This window comes from Actinophytocola sp. (assembly GCF_050699935.1).
Lineage (GTDB): Bacteria > Actinomycetota > Actinomycetes > Mycobacteriales > Pseudonocardiaceae > Actinophytocola.
In genome coordinates this window covers 1-14,036 of record NZ_JBOHGB010000174.1, presented here as the reverse complement: position 1 = coordinate 14,036, position 14,036 = coordinate 1, and the positions used below count along the sequence as shown (strand labels likewise).

The 14,036-nt window shown below is 72.5% G+C and carries 16 protein-coding genes and 2 pseudogenes; 11 read left to right on the top strand and 7 right to left on the bottom strand.

Annotation, left to right across the window (positions count from 1 at the left end):
* Positions 1-244 (bottom strand): annotated as a pseudogene (locus tag ACRDTB_RS33390) (hypothetical protein); the annotation flags it as partial.
* Complete coding sequence (locus ACRDTB_RS33385; RefSeq protein WP_431436206.1) at positions 241-1,563, bottom strand: SWIM zinc finger family protein; 1,323 nt, start codon at positions 1,561-1,563, stop codon at positions 241-243. The pseudogene ACRDTB_RS33390 and the gene ACRDTB_RS33385, both read right to left, overlap by 4 nt.
* Positions 1,564-1,623: 60 nt before the next feature.
* Between ACRDTB_RS33385 and ACRDTB_RS33380 the strand changes: the two genes are divergently transcribed.
* From ACRDTB_RS33380 to ACRDTB_RS33335, 10 genes are all read left to right on the top strand, one after another.
* On the top strand, positions 1,624-2,385 hold the full coding sequence (locus tag ACRDTB_RS33380; protein WP_431436205.1) for a tyrosine-protein phosphatase: 762 nt from the start codon (positions 1,624-1,626) through the stop codon (positions 2,383-2,385).
* A 64-nt stretch (positions 2,386-2,449) separates the two neighbouring features.
* On the top strand, positions 2,450-3,133 hold the full coding sequence (locus ACRDTB_RS33375) for an MOSC domain-containing protein (RefSeq protein ID WP_431436204.1): 684 nt from the start codon (positions 2,450-2,452) through the stop codon (positions 3,131-3,133).
* Between the two features lie 26 nt (positions 3,134-3,159).
* The gene (locus tag ACRDTB_RS33370; protein WP_431436203.1) at positions 3,160-4,158 is read left to right on the top strand and encodes a DNA polymerase domain-containing protein; all 999 of its coding nucleotides are present in this window, start codon (positions 3,160-3,162) and stop codon (positions 4,156-4,158) included.
* 205 nt (positions 4,159-4,363) lie between these two features.
* Positions 4,364-6,031, top strand: a complete 1,668-nt coding sequence (locus ACRDTB_RS33365) for a sensor histidine kinase (protein WP_431436202.1) — start codon at positions 4,364-4,366, stop codon at positions 6,029-6,031.
* Positions 6,028-6,471: a roadblock/LC7 domain-containing protein gene (locus ACRDTB_RS33360; RefSeq protein ID WP_431436201.1), complete on the top strand. Its 444-nt coding sequence runs from the start codon at positions 6,028-6,030 to the stop codon at positions 6,469-6,471. The genes ACRDTB_RS33365 and ACRDTB_RS33360 overlap by 4 nt, the downstream gene beginning before the upstream one ends.
* An 86-nt stretch (positions 6,472-6,557) precedes the next feature.
* On the top strand, positions 6,558-6,899 hold the full coding sequence (locus ACRDTB_RS33355; RefSeq protein ID WP_431436207.1) for a DUF742 domain-containing protein: 342 nt from the start codon (positions 6,558-6,560) through the stop codon (positions 6,897-6,899).
* Positions 6,874-7,470: a GTP-binding protein gene (locus ACRDTB_RS33350; RefSeq protein WP_431436200.1), complete on the top strand. Its 597-nt coding sequence runs from the start codon at positions 6,874-6,876 to the stop codon at positions 7,468-7,470. Before ACRDTB_RS33355 ends, ACRDTB_RS33350 begins: the two co-directional genes overlap by 26 nt.
* 49 nt (positions 7,471-7,519) lie before the next feature.
* The gene (locus tag ACRDTB_RS33345) at positions 7,520-8,776 is read left to right on the top strand and encodes a styrene monooxygenase/indole monooxygenase family protein (RefSeq protein ID WP_431436199.1); all 1,257 of its coding nucleotides are present in this window, start codon (positions 7,520-7,522) and stop codon (positions 8,774-8,776) included.
* 203 nt (positions 8,777-8,979) lie between these two features.
* The gene (locus ACRDTB_RS33340) at positions 8,980-9,369 is read left to right on the top strand and encodes a DUF1761 domain-containing protein (protein ID WP_431436198.1); all 390 of its coding nucleotides are present in this window, start codon (positions 8,980-8,982) and stop codon (positions 9,367-9,369) included.
* Between the two features lie 58 nt (positions 9,370-9,427).
* Positions 9,428-10,054 carry a phosphatase PAP2 family protein gene (locus ACRDTB_RS33335; RefSeq protein ID WP_431436197.1) on the top strand — a complete coding sequence of 209 codons (627 nt, stop codon included), beginning with the start codon at positions 9,428-9,430 and terminating at the stop codon, positions 10,052-10,054.
* Positions 10,055-10,096: 42 nt separating this feature from the next.
* On the opposite strand, the pseudogene ACRDTB_RS33330 reads toward ACRDTB_RS33335, so the two are convergent.
* Positions 10,097-10,669: pseudogene (locus ACRDTB_RS33330) on the bottom strand (EamA family transporter); the annotation flags it as partial.
* Between the two features lie 358 nt (positions 10,670-11,027).
* Between ACRDTB_RS33330 and ACRDTB_RS33325 the strand changes: the two are divergent.
* Positions 11,028-11,471, top strand: a complete 444-nt coding sequence (locus ACRDTB_RS33325; protein WP_431436196.1) for an Lrp/AsnC family transcriptional regulator — start codon at positions 11,028-11,030, stop codon at positions 11,469-11,471.
* Here ACRDTB_RS33325 and ACRDTB_RS33320 read toward each other — a convergent pair.
* The 4 genes from ACRDTB_RS33320 to ACRDTB_RS33305 all read right to left on the bottom strand — a co-directional run.
* Positions 11,458-11,880: an organic hydroperoxide resistance protein gene (locus ACRDTB_RS33320; protein ID WP_431436195.1), complete on the bottom strand. Its 423-nt coding sequence runs from the start codon at positions 11,878-11,880 to the stop codon at positions 11,458-11,460. The two genes, ACRDTB_RS33325 and ACRDTB_RS33320, sit on opposite strands and share 14 nt — an antisense overlap.
* A gap of 64 nt (positions 11,881-11,944) precedes the next feature.
* Positions 11,945-12,493 carry an HdeD family acid-resistance protein gene (locus tag ACRDTB_RS33315; RefSeq protein ID WP_431436194.1) on the bottom strand — a complete coding sequence of 183 codons (549 nt, stop codon included), beginning with the start codon at positions 12,491-12,493 and terminating at the stop codon, positions 11,945-11,947.
* 39 nt (positions 12,494-12,532) lie between these two features.
* The gene (locus ACRDTB_RS33310) at positions 12,533-13,183 is read right to left on the bottom strand and encodes a response regulator transcription factor (protein ID WP_431436193.1); all 651 of its coding nucleotides are present in this window, start codon (positions 13,181-13,183) and stop codon (positions 12,533-12,535) included.
* Positions 13,180-14,036, bottom strand: an 857-nt coding sequence (locus ACRDTB_RS33305) for a sensor histidine kinase (RefSeq protein WP_431436192.1), incomplete at its 5' end; no start/stop codon positions are given. The genes ACRDTB_RS33305 and ACRDTB_RS33310, both read right to left, overlap by 4 nt.

The following is a 14,036-nucleotide window of genomic DNA, read 5'->3' as shown; positions in this document are numbered from 1 at the left end:
GCCACGCGGGCGGCAGCCGGCCCGCGCGCCGGTAGGCCCCGAGCACGGCCGCCGCGGCGAGCACCGTGGCCTCCGGGCCGTCAGCGCCGACCAAACCGTCCACATCGGACGGATCCACGACACCGGCGAACGCGTCGGCCGGCACCGCACGCCGGCCGGTGCCCACCATCGCCGTGCTCAGCAAGGCATCCCACGTCCCCGGGCCCATGGCCCGCTCCGCCGCGCTACCCACCGTCCTGTTCACACCGACACCAGGCGGTCGTCGGCGGCCACACTGCACGGGTGCAGGTGGCCGTCGTACCACTCGCCGAACAGGTCCACCGGATGGCCGCCGGACAGGGCCAGCAGTGGCCAGACGTCGGTGTCCGATGCGAGCGGCAGCGCCGTGCCGTCCACGTCCACCAGCACCGCACCGTCCCCGCCACCGGAACCACCGGAACCACCGGAACCACCGGACACGACCGTGACCGCGCCCAGCGTCATCGGGATCCGGCTCAGCCACGGGTTCTCCGCCTGCCACCCGGCTGCCACATCGAACGCGCCCAGCACGGTCGTCGGCGCCGGGTATCCCGCACCCGTGGTGACCACCGGCTCGTCGGCCAGCAGCGCCCGGCGCGGCGGCGACCCGGGGTAGAGCGCCAGCTCCACGTCGAGCACCGAGCCCAGCACGTGCGGCACCCGCAGCGCGCCGCCGGCCGCCGCGAAGTCCAGCAGCACCGCCACCTCGCCGGTGTCCTCGCCGTACAGCCACGTCCGCTGCGACAGCAGCCGCTCGTCCTCCTCCTGGCTCAGCCCGACCACCCACCACCGGTCGCGGCGCCGCTCACCGGCGAACACCTCGTCCCGCCGCCGCGACCAGCCCAGCACCGCCCGCAGGTCGCCCATCGTGGCCGGCGACAGCCCCGCCCGCCGCCGCCACGCCCGCACCGCCAGGTACCACCGGCCCAGCTGTGCCAGCAGGTACGGCGCCCAGTCCGGGCGGACGTGCACCGCGCTGCCCATGGCGCGCACCCGCTCCGCGAGCCCCGGCACCTGCGCGTCCACGAGCCGGGCGGCCGCCGTGTCCCAGAAGCCCGGCGGCTGCCGGCGAACCCCGGCGAGCCCCTGGCGTACCAGGTCGAACAGCCACCGCTCGAACTCGTCGAGGCCGGCGGTCATCAGGCTTTCCCGCTCGGCGACCCGCCGGGCCTGCGCCTCCGCGTCGGGCGGGCCGGTGGCCGCGCGCGCCTCCTGCCGTGCCGAGCGCTCCGCCCGGTCGCGGGCCCACGCCCGCGCGAAGTCCGCGGCCGCGTCGAGGTCCGCGACCGTCCCGTCACCCGCCGCCCACATCAGCAGCAGGGCCAGCCCGTGCTTGCAGGGGAATTTGCGGCTGGGACACGTGCAGCGGAACGCGGGCTCGTTCAGGTCGACCGTGACCTGGTACGGCTCCCGCGCGCTGCCCTGGCACCTGCCCCACACCAGCGAGTCGTTGCTGCCCAGCGCGGACCACTGGCGCGGCCGGGCCAGCGCGCGGGCGGCCCGGGCCGAGCCCGGGTCCGGGGCGAGCCCGAGCACCCGCTCCACCGTCCACCTCGAGCCCAAACGCACCTGCCTCCACAACCGATCACCGGAGGTCAAGCCTAGATGGCCGCACCGACAGGGCGCACAAGCCAACCGTGCATGGAGGTGACGCGTCTCGTGGAGGTGACCGGTGACCGAGAGCTTTCGTGGGACGGATGTGTCAATGTTCGCGATCTGGGCGGGCTGGGGCAGGCCAGGCCGGGTGCGGTGGTTCGCATGGAGGCGCCGACGCGCTTGAGCGAAGCCGGGTGGGCGGCGGTCTGGGCCTACGGGGTCCGCACTGTCGTCGATCTGCGCCATGCCGACGAGTGCGAGCCGGACCGCGCGCCGAGACCGGCGGGGATCACGACCGTGCGGGTACCGCTGGACCCGGCCGGCACACCGTTCTACGAGCACTGGAGCAAGATCGACAACCTGGCCTCGCCGCTGTACTACCCGGCGATGCTGGCCGAGCACCCGGAGCCGGTGGTCGGCGCCGTGCGGGCGATCGCCAGCGCCGCGCCGGGATGCGTGGTGTTCCACTGCGCCGGCGGCAAGGACCGGACCGGGCTGGTCGCCCTGGTGTTGCTCACGCTGGCCGGAGCGGCGCCGGAAGAGATCATCGCCGACTACCTGCTGACCTACGACCGGATGAGGCAGCGATACGACGAACTCGGTGCTCGCGACCAACTCGCCGCTGTGAGCGAGATCCTGGCTAGCCACGGCACCACCATCGAGGCATCGCTGAGTTCGACGATCGCGTCACTGACGATGCCCGACCTCCTCGTCGGGAACGGTTTGTCCGACACCGAACTCGCCGCCCTGCACACCCGCTTGACCACCTGAAGAACAGGTCCGGCGGCGAGAATCCCGCTGGATGCCGGGGCGGCCGGCGCATAGCGTGGTGGGCATGGCCGTGCTCGAGTCCGTCAACGTCGGGGTGCCCCGGGACAACCCGTGGCAGGCCGGCGCGGTCACCGGGATCGACAAGCGACCGGTCGCCGGGGCCGTCGCGGTCGCCGCGCCCGGGCCGAAGGGGACCGGCGCGGTCGGGCTGGCCGGTGACCGGGTGCACGACCTCGCGCACCACGGCGGCGACGACCAGGCCGTCTACGCATACGCCCGCGAGGAGCTCGACGTCTGGGCCGAGCGGCTCGGCCGTCGGATGAACGACGGCGTGTTCGGGGAGAACCTGACGACGGTCGGCGTGGACGTGGACGGCGCGCTGGTCGGCGAGCACTGGCGGATCGGGCCGGACGTGGTCCTCGAGGTGTCCTGCCCGCGGATCCCGTGCGGGACGTTCCAGGGCTGGATGGCCGAGGCCGGCTGGATCAGGAGGTTCACCGAGGCCGCGCGGCCCGGTGCCTACCTGCGGGTGCTCGTGCCCGGCGACATCCGCGCGGGCGACCGGGTCGTGGTGACGCACCGCCCGGACCACGACGTCAGCGTCGAACTGGCCTTCCGGGCGATGACCACCGAGCCGGACCTGCTGCCGCGACTGCTCGTGGCCGACGCGCTACCGGCCGAGGATCTGACCCGGATTCGCCGCAGGGTCGCACGATCGCGTGTTGACCAACGCCCGCCGGCACGGTGAGCTGTCCGCATGCGGCGGAGCGAGCCATGAGTCCGGCGAAGAGCGACGAGTCGCGGGACGGTGTGCCGCTGACCAACCTCGACGCGTCCCTGTTCGACGGTGCCGACGCGACCAAGCGCGACCTCGTCGACTACCTCGACGCGGTGTCCGAGAGGATCCTGCCCGGCCTGCGCGACCGGCCGCTCTCGGTGATGCGGGTGCGCCCCGGGCAGGCGCCGTTCATGCAGAAGAACGTGCCCAAGTACACGCCGGACTGGGTCCGCACGATCCAGCTGTGGGCCGAGGCCTCGCACCGGGAGGTGTCCTACGCGCTGTGCGACGATCGGCGCACGCTCCTCTGGTTCGCCAACCAGCGCGCGGTCGAGTACCACGCCACGCTGTTCCGCGCCGCCGAGTTGGGCCGCCCGACGCACCTGGTGCTCGACCTCGACCCGCCGGAAGGCCCGCCGGAGGGAACGGGTGCCGAGGGCTTCCGGCAGGCGGTCGGCGCGGCCAAGCTGGTCCGCCAGGCGCTCGCCGACCTGGGGCTCGTCGGCGGGTTGAAGACCAGCGGCGCCAAGGGAGTCCACGTGTTCGTGCCGATCGCCGGCACCGAGCCGGACGACGCCGCCGCGGCCACCCGGGCCATCGCCGCACGCGCCGCGGCGCTCGACCCCGACCTCGCCACCACGGCGTACGTGAAGGCCGAACGCGGCGGCAGGGTCTTCGTCGACTCCACCCGTGCCCACGGCGCGACCGTGATCACGGCGTACAGCCCGCGGCTGCGGCCCGGGGTGCCCGTGTCGTTCCCGGTCGCCTGGTCCGACGCGGACGACGTCGTGCCGCGCGACTTCACCATCCGCAATGCGGCTGCCCTGCTCGGCGACGCCGACCCGTGGGCGGCGGCGCTGCCCGAGCCGCAGCCGCTGCCGGCCGACCTCGTCGCCGAGGGGCACGAGATCCCGGTCGCCCGGGTCGTGGCGATGCACGAGGGAAAACGGCGGAAGCGGGCGGCCGAGAAGGCCGCCGAGGCCGCCGACGACTGACAGTTATCACCCGGTCGTGTAGTAAACCGGCATTGTCGCCCGTCACGGTCTCGGACTATCCACTGTGGACGTTCCTATCTCGACTACGGTCCGCAGTGGATGGCAGACCACTCGTAGACACTCCTCAACAGGTCTGATTACATGTCCGGGTCGCCGTCCGCAGTCGGCCCCGCTCCCGCTCGTGACGAGAAACCGTTGGGACACAATGACCACCCGCACCAGACAACTGCTCCAACGCTCCCGCGACCTGCTCGAACGCTCCCGTGTGGCGGCGGTCCAGTTCCTGGACACGCCCCGCAACGCGCCCGCCACGCTGCCCCGGGTGATCGAGGGCTCGCGCGAGTCGATGATCCACCAGGAGCCGGAGGGCGCGGTCGTCGACATCTGCGCCAGCATCGCGTTGCGTGACCTCAACCTGGTCGACTCGCTGCTGTCGCTGCTGGAGAGCATGGAGGCGTCGGAGGCCGACCCGGAGCGGCTGACCGAGCTCTACAGGCTGGACCACCTCGCCACCCGCCTGCGGCGCAACGCCGAGAACCTGCGCGTACTCGCCGGCCGCGACGCCAGCGACGCCGTCTCCGACTCGGCGTCACTGGTCGACGTGATCCGCGCGGCCATGTCCTCGATCGACGGGTACTCGCGCGTCTCGATCGGCCGGGTGCTCTCACTCGGCGTGGTCGGCATCGCGGCGGACGACCTCAGCCGGCTGCTCGCCGAGCTGCTCGACAACGCCGCGAAGCAGTCGCCGCCGGAAACGTCGGTGCGGGTCAGCGCGCACCTCACGGACTCGGGCAGCGTGCTCATGCGCATCGAGGACGACGGCATCGGCCTGCCGGTGGAGCGGGTCGCCGAGCTGAACAGCCGGCTGTCCGACGAGCCGAAGCTGACCGACGACTCGGTGCGGCACATGGGTCTCGCCGTGGTGCGCCGGCTCGCCGCGCGCCACGAGATGCGGGTCCGGCTGGACCGCCGCTCCCCGCACGGCACCACCGCCACGGTCCTGCTGCCCGGCGCACTGCTGTGCGAGCTGCCGGACAACACCTGGTCCGGCTCGCAGACGGTGGCCATGCCCGCCGCGGCGAGCAACCAGCCGGCCGCCGAGCCGCAGGACATCCCGCCCGTCCGGCGCCCGCCGCGTCCGCGGCCCGCCGCCGAGCACACCGCGACCACCGCGGGCGGGCTGCCCAAGCGCACACCGAGCGGGGGCCGGGTCGTCACCCGCCCGCCGCAGCCGCCGGACCTGACCGAGCCCGGTCTCACGGTCAACGGCCTGCCGCGTCGCGTGTCGCGGAGCATCAAGAGCCCCGACCACGGCGACGACTCGACGCCCGAGCCGCCACCCCCGATGACCCCGGAGGAGGAGAAGGCCGGCCACGAGCAGCTGCTCGCCGACCTCGACGCGTTCGCCGCGGGGGAGCAGGCCGCGAAGGAGACCGGCTGGCCCGCGGGTGCGGACCCGGACCTGTCCCCGGTGCGGGCCGACGCGACGGCGGGTGACACGGCGGGTGAGGCGGTAGGCGAGGCAGCCGCGCCGGAACACGAGGCCGTGTCCGACGCCGCACCGGAGCCCGACACCACGCACGAGCCGGTGCGGGACCCGACGCCCGAGCCGGCGGCCGCAGCCGAGACCGAGACGGCGGCCGAACCGGAGCCGGAGGCTGTGCAGACCGCCGAGCAGACCGCCGAGTCGACTGCCGAGCCAGAGGGCGAACCGGACGCCGAGCCCGAGCGATCCGGCCATCCGCCCGACGACATGTTCGACCCCGCGGCGGACTCCACGCCGACCCCGCCGCACGGAACCATGCTTCCCGCCGGCCTGGACACCGCCCGGGAGCACGCGCACGACCAGCAGTCCGGGAGAACCACGTCGTGACCGCCGCCAACGAGACTCCGGCGGCCAGCGACATCACCTGGCTGCTCAACGACTTCGTGGACAAGGTGCATGGCGTCAGCCATGCGTTGATCACGTCCTCGGACGGGTTCCCGCTGACCGCGTCGGAAGCCGTGCGGCCCGACGACGCCGAGCAGCTCGCCGCGATCGCGAGCGGCCTGCTCAGCCTCGCCGGCAGCAGCGCCGCCCTGTACGGCAAGGGTGACTGCGAGCAGATCATCATCCGGCTCACCCGCGGGTACTTCCTGTTCATGGGCATCGGTACCGGCGCCGGCCTCGCCGTGCTCACGAGCCAGGAGTGCGACATGCGAGTCGTGGCCTACGAGATGACGCAGTTCGTCACCAACGCCGGCCACGCGCTGACCCCGGAGCTGCGCGCGGACCTGCGTCGGGTGCTGACCGCGCGCCGCCCCCAGGCATGACCTACCACGCCAAGGACGTGATCACGGTGTCCAGCTCTGACATCGGCGCAGACTCGCGCAATGGCGCCCGACCGAAGACGAACAAGATGAAGAGCAGGCGGGTCCGCCCGTACGCGCTCACGGGTGGCCGCACCCGAACCCGGCACCACCTGCTGGTGGAGACGCTGATCTCGGTGCCCCAGTTCGACCCGGTGCTCGCCGACTCGCTCATGCCCGAGTCGCGGGCGCTGTACACCCGGGCGTGCCGGCGCATGTCGGTCGCGGAGCTGTCCGCGACGCTCACCCTGCCCCTCGGCGTGGTCCGGGTGCTGATCAGCGACCTCGCCGGACAGAACGCGGTGTACATCCACCCGACCGCGTACGCCTACCAGAACAACCCGCAAGTGCTGGAGAGGATCCTCGATGGACTCAAGCAGCTTCCCGTCTGACGCGGGTCTGCTGACGATATCCGCGAAGATCGTCATCGCCGGTGGCTTCGGGGTCGGCAAGACCACGATGGTCAACTCGGCGTCCGAGGTCGCGCCCCTGAACACCGAGGCGTGGATGACCGAGGCGAGCGAGGGGATCGACGACCTCCCGCCGGAAGGCAGGAAGTCGACCACCACGGTCGCGATGGACTTCGGCCGGATCACCCTGCACTCCGACCTGTTGCTGTACCTGTTCGGCACGCCGGGCCAGTCGCGGTTCTGGTTCCTCTGGGACGACCTGTCCCGCGGTGCGCTGGGCGCGGTGGTGCTGGTCGACACGAACCGGATCGACCAGTCCTTCGCCGCGGTGAACTACTTCGAGCACGACTCGGTGCTGCCGTTCATCGTCGCGATCAACCGGTTCGAGGGGAAGTACGCGCACGACCTCGACGAGGTGCGCGACGCGCTGAGGCTCGCGGACGACATCCCGTTGATCGAGTGCGACGCCCGCGACCGCGCGTCGTCGCTCGGCGTGCTGCAACGGGTCGTCACGCACTCGCTCACGCATTCGAAGGTGTCCGCGCCCGGGTAGCCCGCGGGCGACCCACCGTTTGTCCCACCCCGGAGGAGCAGTCAACACAATGCGCAAGGTCCTGATCGTCGGGGCAGGCCAGTCCGGCCTGCAACTCGCCCTGACTTTGCTGGAGCACGACTTCGAGGTGACCGTCATGTCGGCGCGCACCCCGGAGGAGATCCGGGAGGGCCGGGTGATGTCGACCCAGGGAATGTTCGGGCCCGCACTGCAGCACGAGCGTGACCACGGCCTGAACCTGTGGGAGGAGCAGACGGTCCCGTTCGAGGGGATCGGCGTGTCGATCGCGGCGCCGGACAGCAGCCGGGCGCTCGACTGGGTGGCCAAGCTAGACGCCTACGGCCAGTCGGTGGACCAGCGGGTGAAGATGGCGGGCTGGCTGGAGCTGTTCGAGGCGCGCGGCGGGCAGCTGGTCATCCACGGGGTGACGACGGCCGACCTCGACAAGCTCGCGTCGATGTACGACCTGACGATCGTCGCCGCCGGCAAGGGCGAGCTGGTGCAGCTGTTCGACCGCGACCCGTCGCGGTCGCCGTTCACCACGCCGCAGCGCGCACTGTCCCTTGTGTACACACACGGCGTCGAGCCGCGGCCGGAGCACCCGGACTTCGCCGCGGTGCGGTTCAACATCATCCCGGGCGTCGGCGAGCTGTTCATGATCCCGTGCTATACGGTGACCGGGAACTGTGACATCCTGTTCTTCGAAGGCATTCCCGGTGGCCCGCTCGACGTGTTCGGCGACCGGCCGGGGCCCGACGAGCACCTGCGCCGGATCCTCGAGCTGATGCGCACCTACCTGCCGTGGGAGTACGAGCGCTCCCGCAACGCAGTGATGACCGACCCGGGCGCCTCGCTGATCGGCGGCTACACCCCGGTCGTGCGCCGCCCGGTGGGCGAGCTGCCCTCGGGTGCGGTCGTGCTGGGCATGGCGGACGTGGTCGTGGCGAACGACCCGATCACCGGCCAGGGCTCCAACAACGCCAGCCACTGCGCCGCGCTGTACCTGGACGAGATCCTCGCGCGCGACGACCCGTTCGACCGCGCGTGGATGGAGCGGACGTTCGAGAAGTACTGGGACTACGCGCAGCACGTGACGGCGTGGACGAACGCGATGCTGCAACCGCCGCCCCCGCACGTGCTGGAGATCATCGGTGCGGCCGCCCAGAACCCGGTGGTCGCCCGCCGGTTCGCGAACGGCTTCGGAGACCCGTCGGACTTTCAGCACTGGTTCATGAGTCCGGACAAGGCGGCCGCGTTCCTCGAGGAGGCTAGCCCCCGCCTCCCTAGCCCGCCTCCCCGGAATTAAAAGTGTTGGTCGCGTTCCAGCCAACGGTGCGGATTTTCGGTTGATTGTGGCTGGGTGGCGTCACGGTCCCCTGAGGTTGCGTTGGTTGGGCACTTGGCCTTTGCACGATTACTACGGGACCGTGGTGTCGAGATCTGGCGGTCGGCTGCTACGTCTCGGGTGACGGCGCCCGCCGGGGGCGCCTGGACTCCGGGGAGCACGCCATGATCAACCTCTGGGCGGTCGCCGTGGCCACCGTCGCCGCGTTCGTCGCCAGCACCGTCTACTACACCGCCTTCGACAAGCTCCGCACCGCGCTGCTCGGCGCCGAACCGGCCGCGCAGGAGCGCCCCCCGGCGTGGAAGATCGCGGCCGAGCTGATGCGCAGCCTCGTGATCGCCGGCTCGCTCGCCGTCGCCGTCGGTGAGCTGGGGATCGACGGCGTGGGTGGCGTCCTGCTGCTCGCGGTCGGCGTCTGGCTCGCCTTCCCCGTCACGATCCTCACCGGCTCGGTCGTCTGGGACGACGTGCCGTGGCGGCTGGCCGCGCTCCACGCCGGTGACTGGCTGCTGAAGGCGGTCCTCATCACGCTGCTCGTCGGCCTGTGGCGATGACCCGGCGTCTGACGGGAGAGCCATCGGAGAGCCATCGCGGCGAGGCTAGCGTGGCGGTATGCCCGCCACACGCGTCGCGCTCGTCGGGGTGCTGGCCCTGGCGGTCGCGGGCCTGACCGCGACCTTCGGTGGACTGGTCGCGGTGGACACGGCGACGCGTGAGTGGTTGATCGAGCGGCGCTCGCCGAGTCTGACCGCGTTGATGACGGCGCTGACGACGATCGGCAGCTCGGCCGTGCTCGTGTCGCTGGCCTTCGGCATCGCCGTGTGGCTCGGGGTCGCCGGCCACCGCCGGCGCGAGGCCGTGCTCGTCGCCGGCTCGACGATCGGCGCGCTGGTGCTGGGCCCGCTGCTGAAGGTCGTCATCGAGCGGGCACGGCCGGACGACGGGCACCTGGTGCCGGTGCACAGCTGGGCCTACCCGTCTGGCCACTCACTGACGTCGACCGTGGTGCTCGGAGTCCTGACCGCGCTCGCGGCGAGCCGCCTCGCGACCCGGACCGCTCGCCTGGCGGTGGTGGCGGCCGGCCTGATCCTCGTCGTGGCGGTCGGCGTCAGCCGCATCTACCTGGGCGTCCACTGGCCGACCGACGTCCTGGCCGGCTGGCTGATCGGCGGGCTGTGGCTCGCGACCTGCCTGCTGGTGCACGACTCGGGCGTGCTCAGGCGCACCGGCCCGCCATGATGACGCGTGATCCGCGTGCCGGTCGCGGTGTACCGCCACACCGGCGACCACGAGGGCGACGCCGAGCAGCTCGGCCACGGTCGGCACCTGGGTCAGCACCACGACGCCGATGACCGTCGCGGTCGCCGGGAGGAGGACGACCAGCAGCGCGTACGTCCCGCGCGAGAGCCGGGCCATCGCCAGCTGGTCGCACACGTACGGGATCACCGACGAGGACACGCCGACACCGATCCCCGCCAGCAGCGCCACCGGATCGGCGAACGCCGGCGCCGCGTCGGCGAGCCCGATCGGCAGCGCCACCACCGCGGCGATCAGCATCGCGAGCGCGAGCCCGTCGATCCCGCGCACTCGCGGGCTCCGCGCGACCCGGTGCCCCAGCACGATGTACAGCGCGAACAACACCGCGTTGGCCGCCGCGAACCCGAACCCCAACGGCGACGCGACCAGCCGCCCGTCGTTCAGCACGTACACCCCGCCGGCCGCCAGCAGCACCGCCACCGCGTTGCGGCCGGTCCGGGTCGCGACGGCCGCGAGCGCGATCACCGGCAGGAACTCCACGGCCGCGACCGTGCCCAGCGGCAGCCTGTCGATCGCCAGGTAGAAGCAGGAGTTCATCACCGCGAGCACCGTGCCCCAGCCGACCACGAGCCACCGCGTCGTCCGGTCCAGCGACCGCCACACCCGCCACGGCCGGCGCCACAGCGCGAAGATCGCCGCGGCCGATGCGATCCGCAGCCACGCGACCCCGAGCACGTCGACACTCGCGAACAACAGCACCGCGAACGCCGGGCCGAGGTAGTGGAACACCGCGCTGACCACGAAGTACGCGTGCGGTGGGAGCCGACTCATCGAGAGCTATTCTCGAAGGCGCGAGTCACAAAGCACAGCGTGGATCGACGGGATGGAGCGCCGAATGCCTTCGATCAGGCCGGCCAGACCGCCAGTGGGCTTACCGAACAGCGATCTCGACGACGTGAACCGAAGCATCCTGCGCGCGCTCGCCGAGAACCCCCGGCAGAGCACCGCCGAGCTGGCCCGCACCGTCGGCATGTCCCCGCCCGCTGTGCGCGAGCGGGTCGGCCGGCTCGAGCGGGCCGGCGTCATCCGCGGCTACCGGCTCGACCTCGACCCGACCGCGATCGGGCTGCCGGTCACCGCCTGGGTGCGCATCCGCCCGGGTCCCGGCCAGCTGCCGAAGATCGCCGAGCTCGCCCGGAGCACGCCTCAGGTCAGCGAGTGCCACCGCGTCTCCGGCGAGGACTGCTTCCTGATCAAGGTGCACGTCCCGTCCGTCGAGGAGCTGGAGGGCGTGCTCGACGCCTTCCTCCTCTTCGGACAGACGACGAGCTCGTTCGTCGTCGCCACCCCGGTGGCACCCAGGCCACCGGGTCTCGGCCAGCAGGCTAGTGCTCCGTGACCCGCAGCTCGACGTCGACGTTGCCGCGGGTGGCGTTCGAGTACGGGCAGACCTGGTGCGCCGCGGCGACGAGCTTCTCGGCGGCGTCGCGCTCGACGTCGGGGAGGTCCACGACGAGCGTGACGGCGAGCCCGAACCCGTCGCCGTCCGGCCCGATGCCGACCTCGGCGCGGACCGACGAGTCGCGTACCCGTACCTTCTCCCTCCGGGTGACGAGCCGCAGCGCGCTGTGGAAGCAGGCGGCGTACCCCGCGGCGAACAGCTGCTCGGGGTTCGTGCCGGGGCCGCCCGCGCCGCCGAGCTCCTTGGGCATGCTGAGCTCGTGGTCGAGCACGTCGTCGTCGGACCGGACGTGGCCCTGGCGGCCCGATCCGGTCGAGGTCGCCTTCGCCACGTACAACGTCTGCACGGTGATGTCTCCTCCTGGTTCGGGCCGGGCGGCGGGGTCAAGCGGCAGGGTCAGAGCGGCAGGGTCAGGTGGCGGTCTCGGGCAGTCGGTCGCGCAGTTGGCGGAGCCGTAGCCCGAGCACGACGAGCACCACGCCCCAGGCGATCGCGAACGTGGCGATGGCGATCAGCAGGGCGATCGCGCCCTCGGCCGGCTGCACGATCAACAGCAGGCCGAGGACGAGCGTGACCACGCCGCAGACCGCGAGGAACCACTCGCTGCTGATGACCTTGCGCAGCCGGATCGCGGCGGCGACCTGCACGGCCCCGGCGACGATCGCCCAGACGGCGATGACGACGAGCAACACGACGACCGTGATCCGCGGCCACACGAACGAGATCACGCCGGCGGCGATGCCGAGCACGCCGAGCGCGATCAGGTACGTCCGGTCGCTCCCACGCCCCATGCCCAGGACGATCGAGGTGATCCCGTCGAGGAGCATGTACGCGCCCCAGAGCACGGCGAGCGCCAGCACGGTGATCTCCGGCCAGGCGATGGCGACGATTCCGAACCCGACGGCGACGACCCCGCGCAGCACGACCAGATGCCAGCGGCGGCTCAGCAACTCCAGCACGCGCTCATCTTCGACCCGCCCGGGTGTCCCGGCAACCGCTCAGCGGAGTCCGGCGTCGTGCATCAGCAGGGCGATCTGCGTGCGGTTGCCCAGTTCGAGCTTGGTGAGGATGCGGGTGATGTGTGCCTTCACCGTCGCCACCGAGACGAACAGCCGCTCCGCGATCTCCGCGTTCGTCCGGCCCTCGCCCACGGCGAGCGCGACCTCGTGCTCCCGCCCGGACAGGGCGGTCAGCGCGGCACGCGCCCGGTCGTACGCGCCGGCGTCGGTGGCCGCGCGGTCCATAAGCCGGCGGGTGATCCGCGGGGACAGGATCGGTTCGCCCGCGGCGACCTTGCGCACCGCCTCGGCGATCTCCGCGGGCGGCGAGTCCTTGAGCAGGAAACCGGACGCGCCCGCGCGCAGCGCGCGGAGCACGTTCTCGTCGGTGTCGAACGTCGTCAGCACGATCACCTCGGGCGGGTGTGCCCGGGCCCGCACCCGCCGGGTCGCGGCGATGCCGTTCACGCGCGGCATCCGGACGTCCATCAGCACGACGTCGGTCGGGTGCGCGTCGAGCGCCGCGGGCACCGCGTCGCCGTCGGCCGCCTCGCCGACCACGGCCACGCCGTCGGCGCCGTCGAGCATCATGGTCAGCCCGGCCCGCACGAGGGCGTCATCGTCGACCACCAGCACCCTGATCTGTGTCATCCTTCGCCCACCGGCTCGCTCACGGGTGGCCACGGTAGCCAGGCGTGCAACCGGAACTCCCCGGTGTCCGCGACGTGGTCGAGTCGCCCGCCGGCGAGGCGCACCCGCTCGGTGAGGCCGACGAGCCCGCGGCCCGCACCCGGGATCACCGGTGTGGCAAGGGGTTCGCGGGGGATCGGGTTGCGCACGTCGATCTCCAGCCGGGCGCCCGGGGTGCCGTCGAGCGCGATGCGCACCGGCTGGCCCGGGGCGTGCTTGCGGGCGTTGGTCAGCGCCTCCTGCAGGACGCGGTAGGCGGTCCGGCCGGTGCGGCCCGGCAGCGTGGCCGGGTCGGCGACCTGGTCACGCACCTCGACCGGGGTGCCGACCGCGCGGGACTCCTGGACGAGCCCGGGCAGGTCGGCCAGCTCGGGCACCGGCCGGTCCCGCTCGCCGGTGTCCGCACCGGCCGGCTCGTCGTGCAGCAGGGCGATGACGTCGCGGAGGTCGTCGAGGGCCTGGCGCACGCTCGTCCGGATCACGCCGGCCGCCTGGGCCAGCCGCTCGGGCGGGGCGTCGGGCCGGTACTCGAGGGCGCCGGCGTAGGTCGCGAGCAGCGACAGCCGGTGGGCGAGCACGTCGTGCATCTCGCGGGCGATGCGGGTGCGCTCAGCCGCGCGGACGGTGTCGGCAACAAGCGCCTGCTCGCGCTCGGCGGCGAGGGCCTGCTCGTGCCGGTTCGCCGTCAGCTCACGACGTGCGCCGATGTAGAAGCCGGTTACCGCCGCTGCGCCGTAGACGACAGGAGCAAGCACCAGGCTGGCGACCACCTGCCACGGCGCGTCGTCGGGCGAGCGCGTCGGCAGGTCTAGCG

Bases quoted from the DNA above. Each gene is read 5' to 3' on its own strand.
- ACRDTB_RS33375 (WP_431436204.1), top strand. From the start codon at position 2,450: ATGGCCGTGCTCGAGTCCGTCAACGTCGGGGTGCCCCGGGACAACCCG.
- ACRDTB_RS33370 (WP_431436203.1), top strand. From the start codon at position 3,160: ATGAGTCCGGCGAAGAGCGACGAGTCGCGGGACGGTGTGCCGCTGACC.
- ACRDTB_RS33355 (WP_431436207.1), top strand. From the start codon at position 6,558: ATGAAGAGCAGGCGGGTCCGCCCGTACGCGCTCACGGGTGGCCGCACC.
- ACRDTB_RS33380 (WP_431436205.1), top strand. From the start codon at position 1,624: ATGGCCGCACCGACAGGGCGCACAAGCCAACCGTGCATGGAGGTGACG.
- ACRDTB_RS33365 (WP_431436202.1), top strand. From the start codon at position 4,364: ATGACCACCCGCACCAGACAACTGCTCCAACGCTCCCGCGACCTGCTC.
- ACRDTB_RS33345 (WP_431436199.1), top strand. From the start codon at position 7,520: ATGCGCAAGGTCCTGATCGTCGGGGCAGGCCAGTCCGGCCTGCAACTC.
- ACRDTB_RS33350 (WP_431436200.1), top strand. From the start codon at position 6,874: ATGGACTCAAGCAGCTTCCCGTCTGACGCGGGTCTGCTGACGATATCC.
- ACRDTB_RS33335 (WP_431436197.1), top strand. From the start codon at position 9,428: ATGCCCGCCACACGCGTCGCGCTCGTCGGGGTGCTGGCCCTGGCGGTC.
- ACRDTB_RS33340 (WP_431436198.1), top strand. From the start codon at position 8,980: ATGATCAACCTCTGGGCGGTCGCCGTGGCCACCGTCGCCGCGTTCGTC.
- ACRDTB_RS33310 (WP_431436193.1), bottom strand. From the start codon at position 13,183: ATGACACAGATCAGGGTGCTGGTGGTCGACGATGACGCCCTCGTGCGG.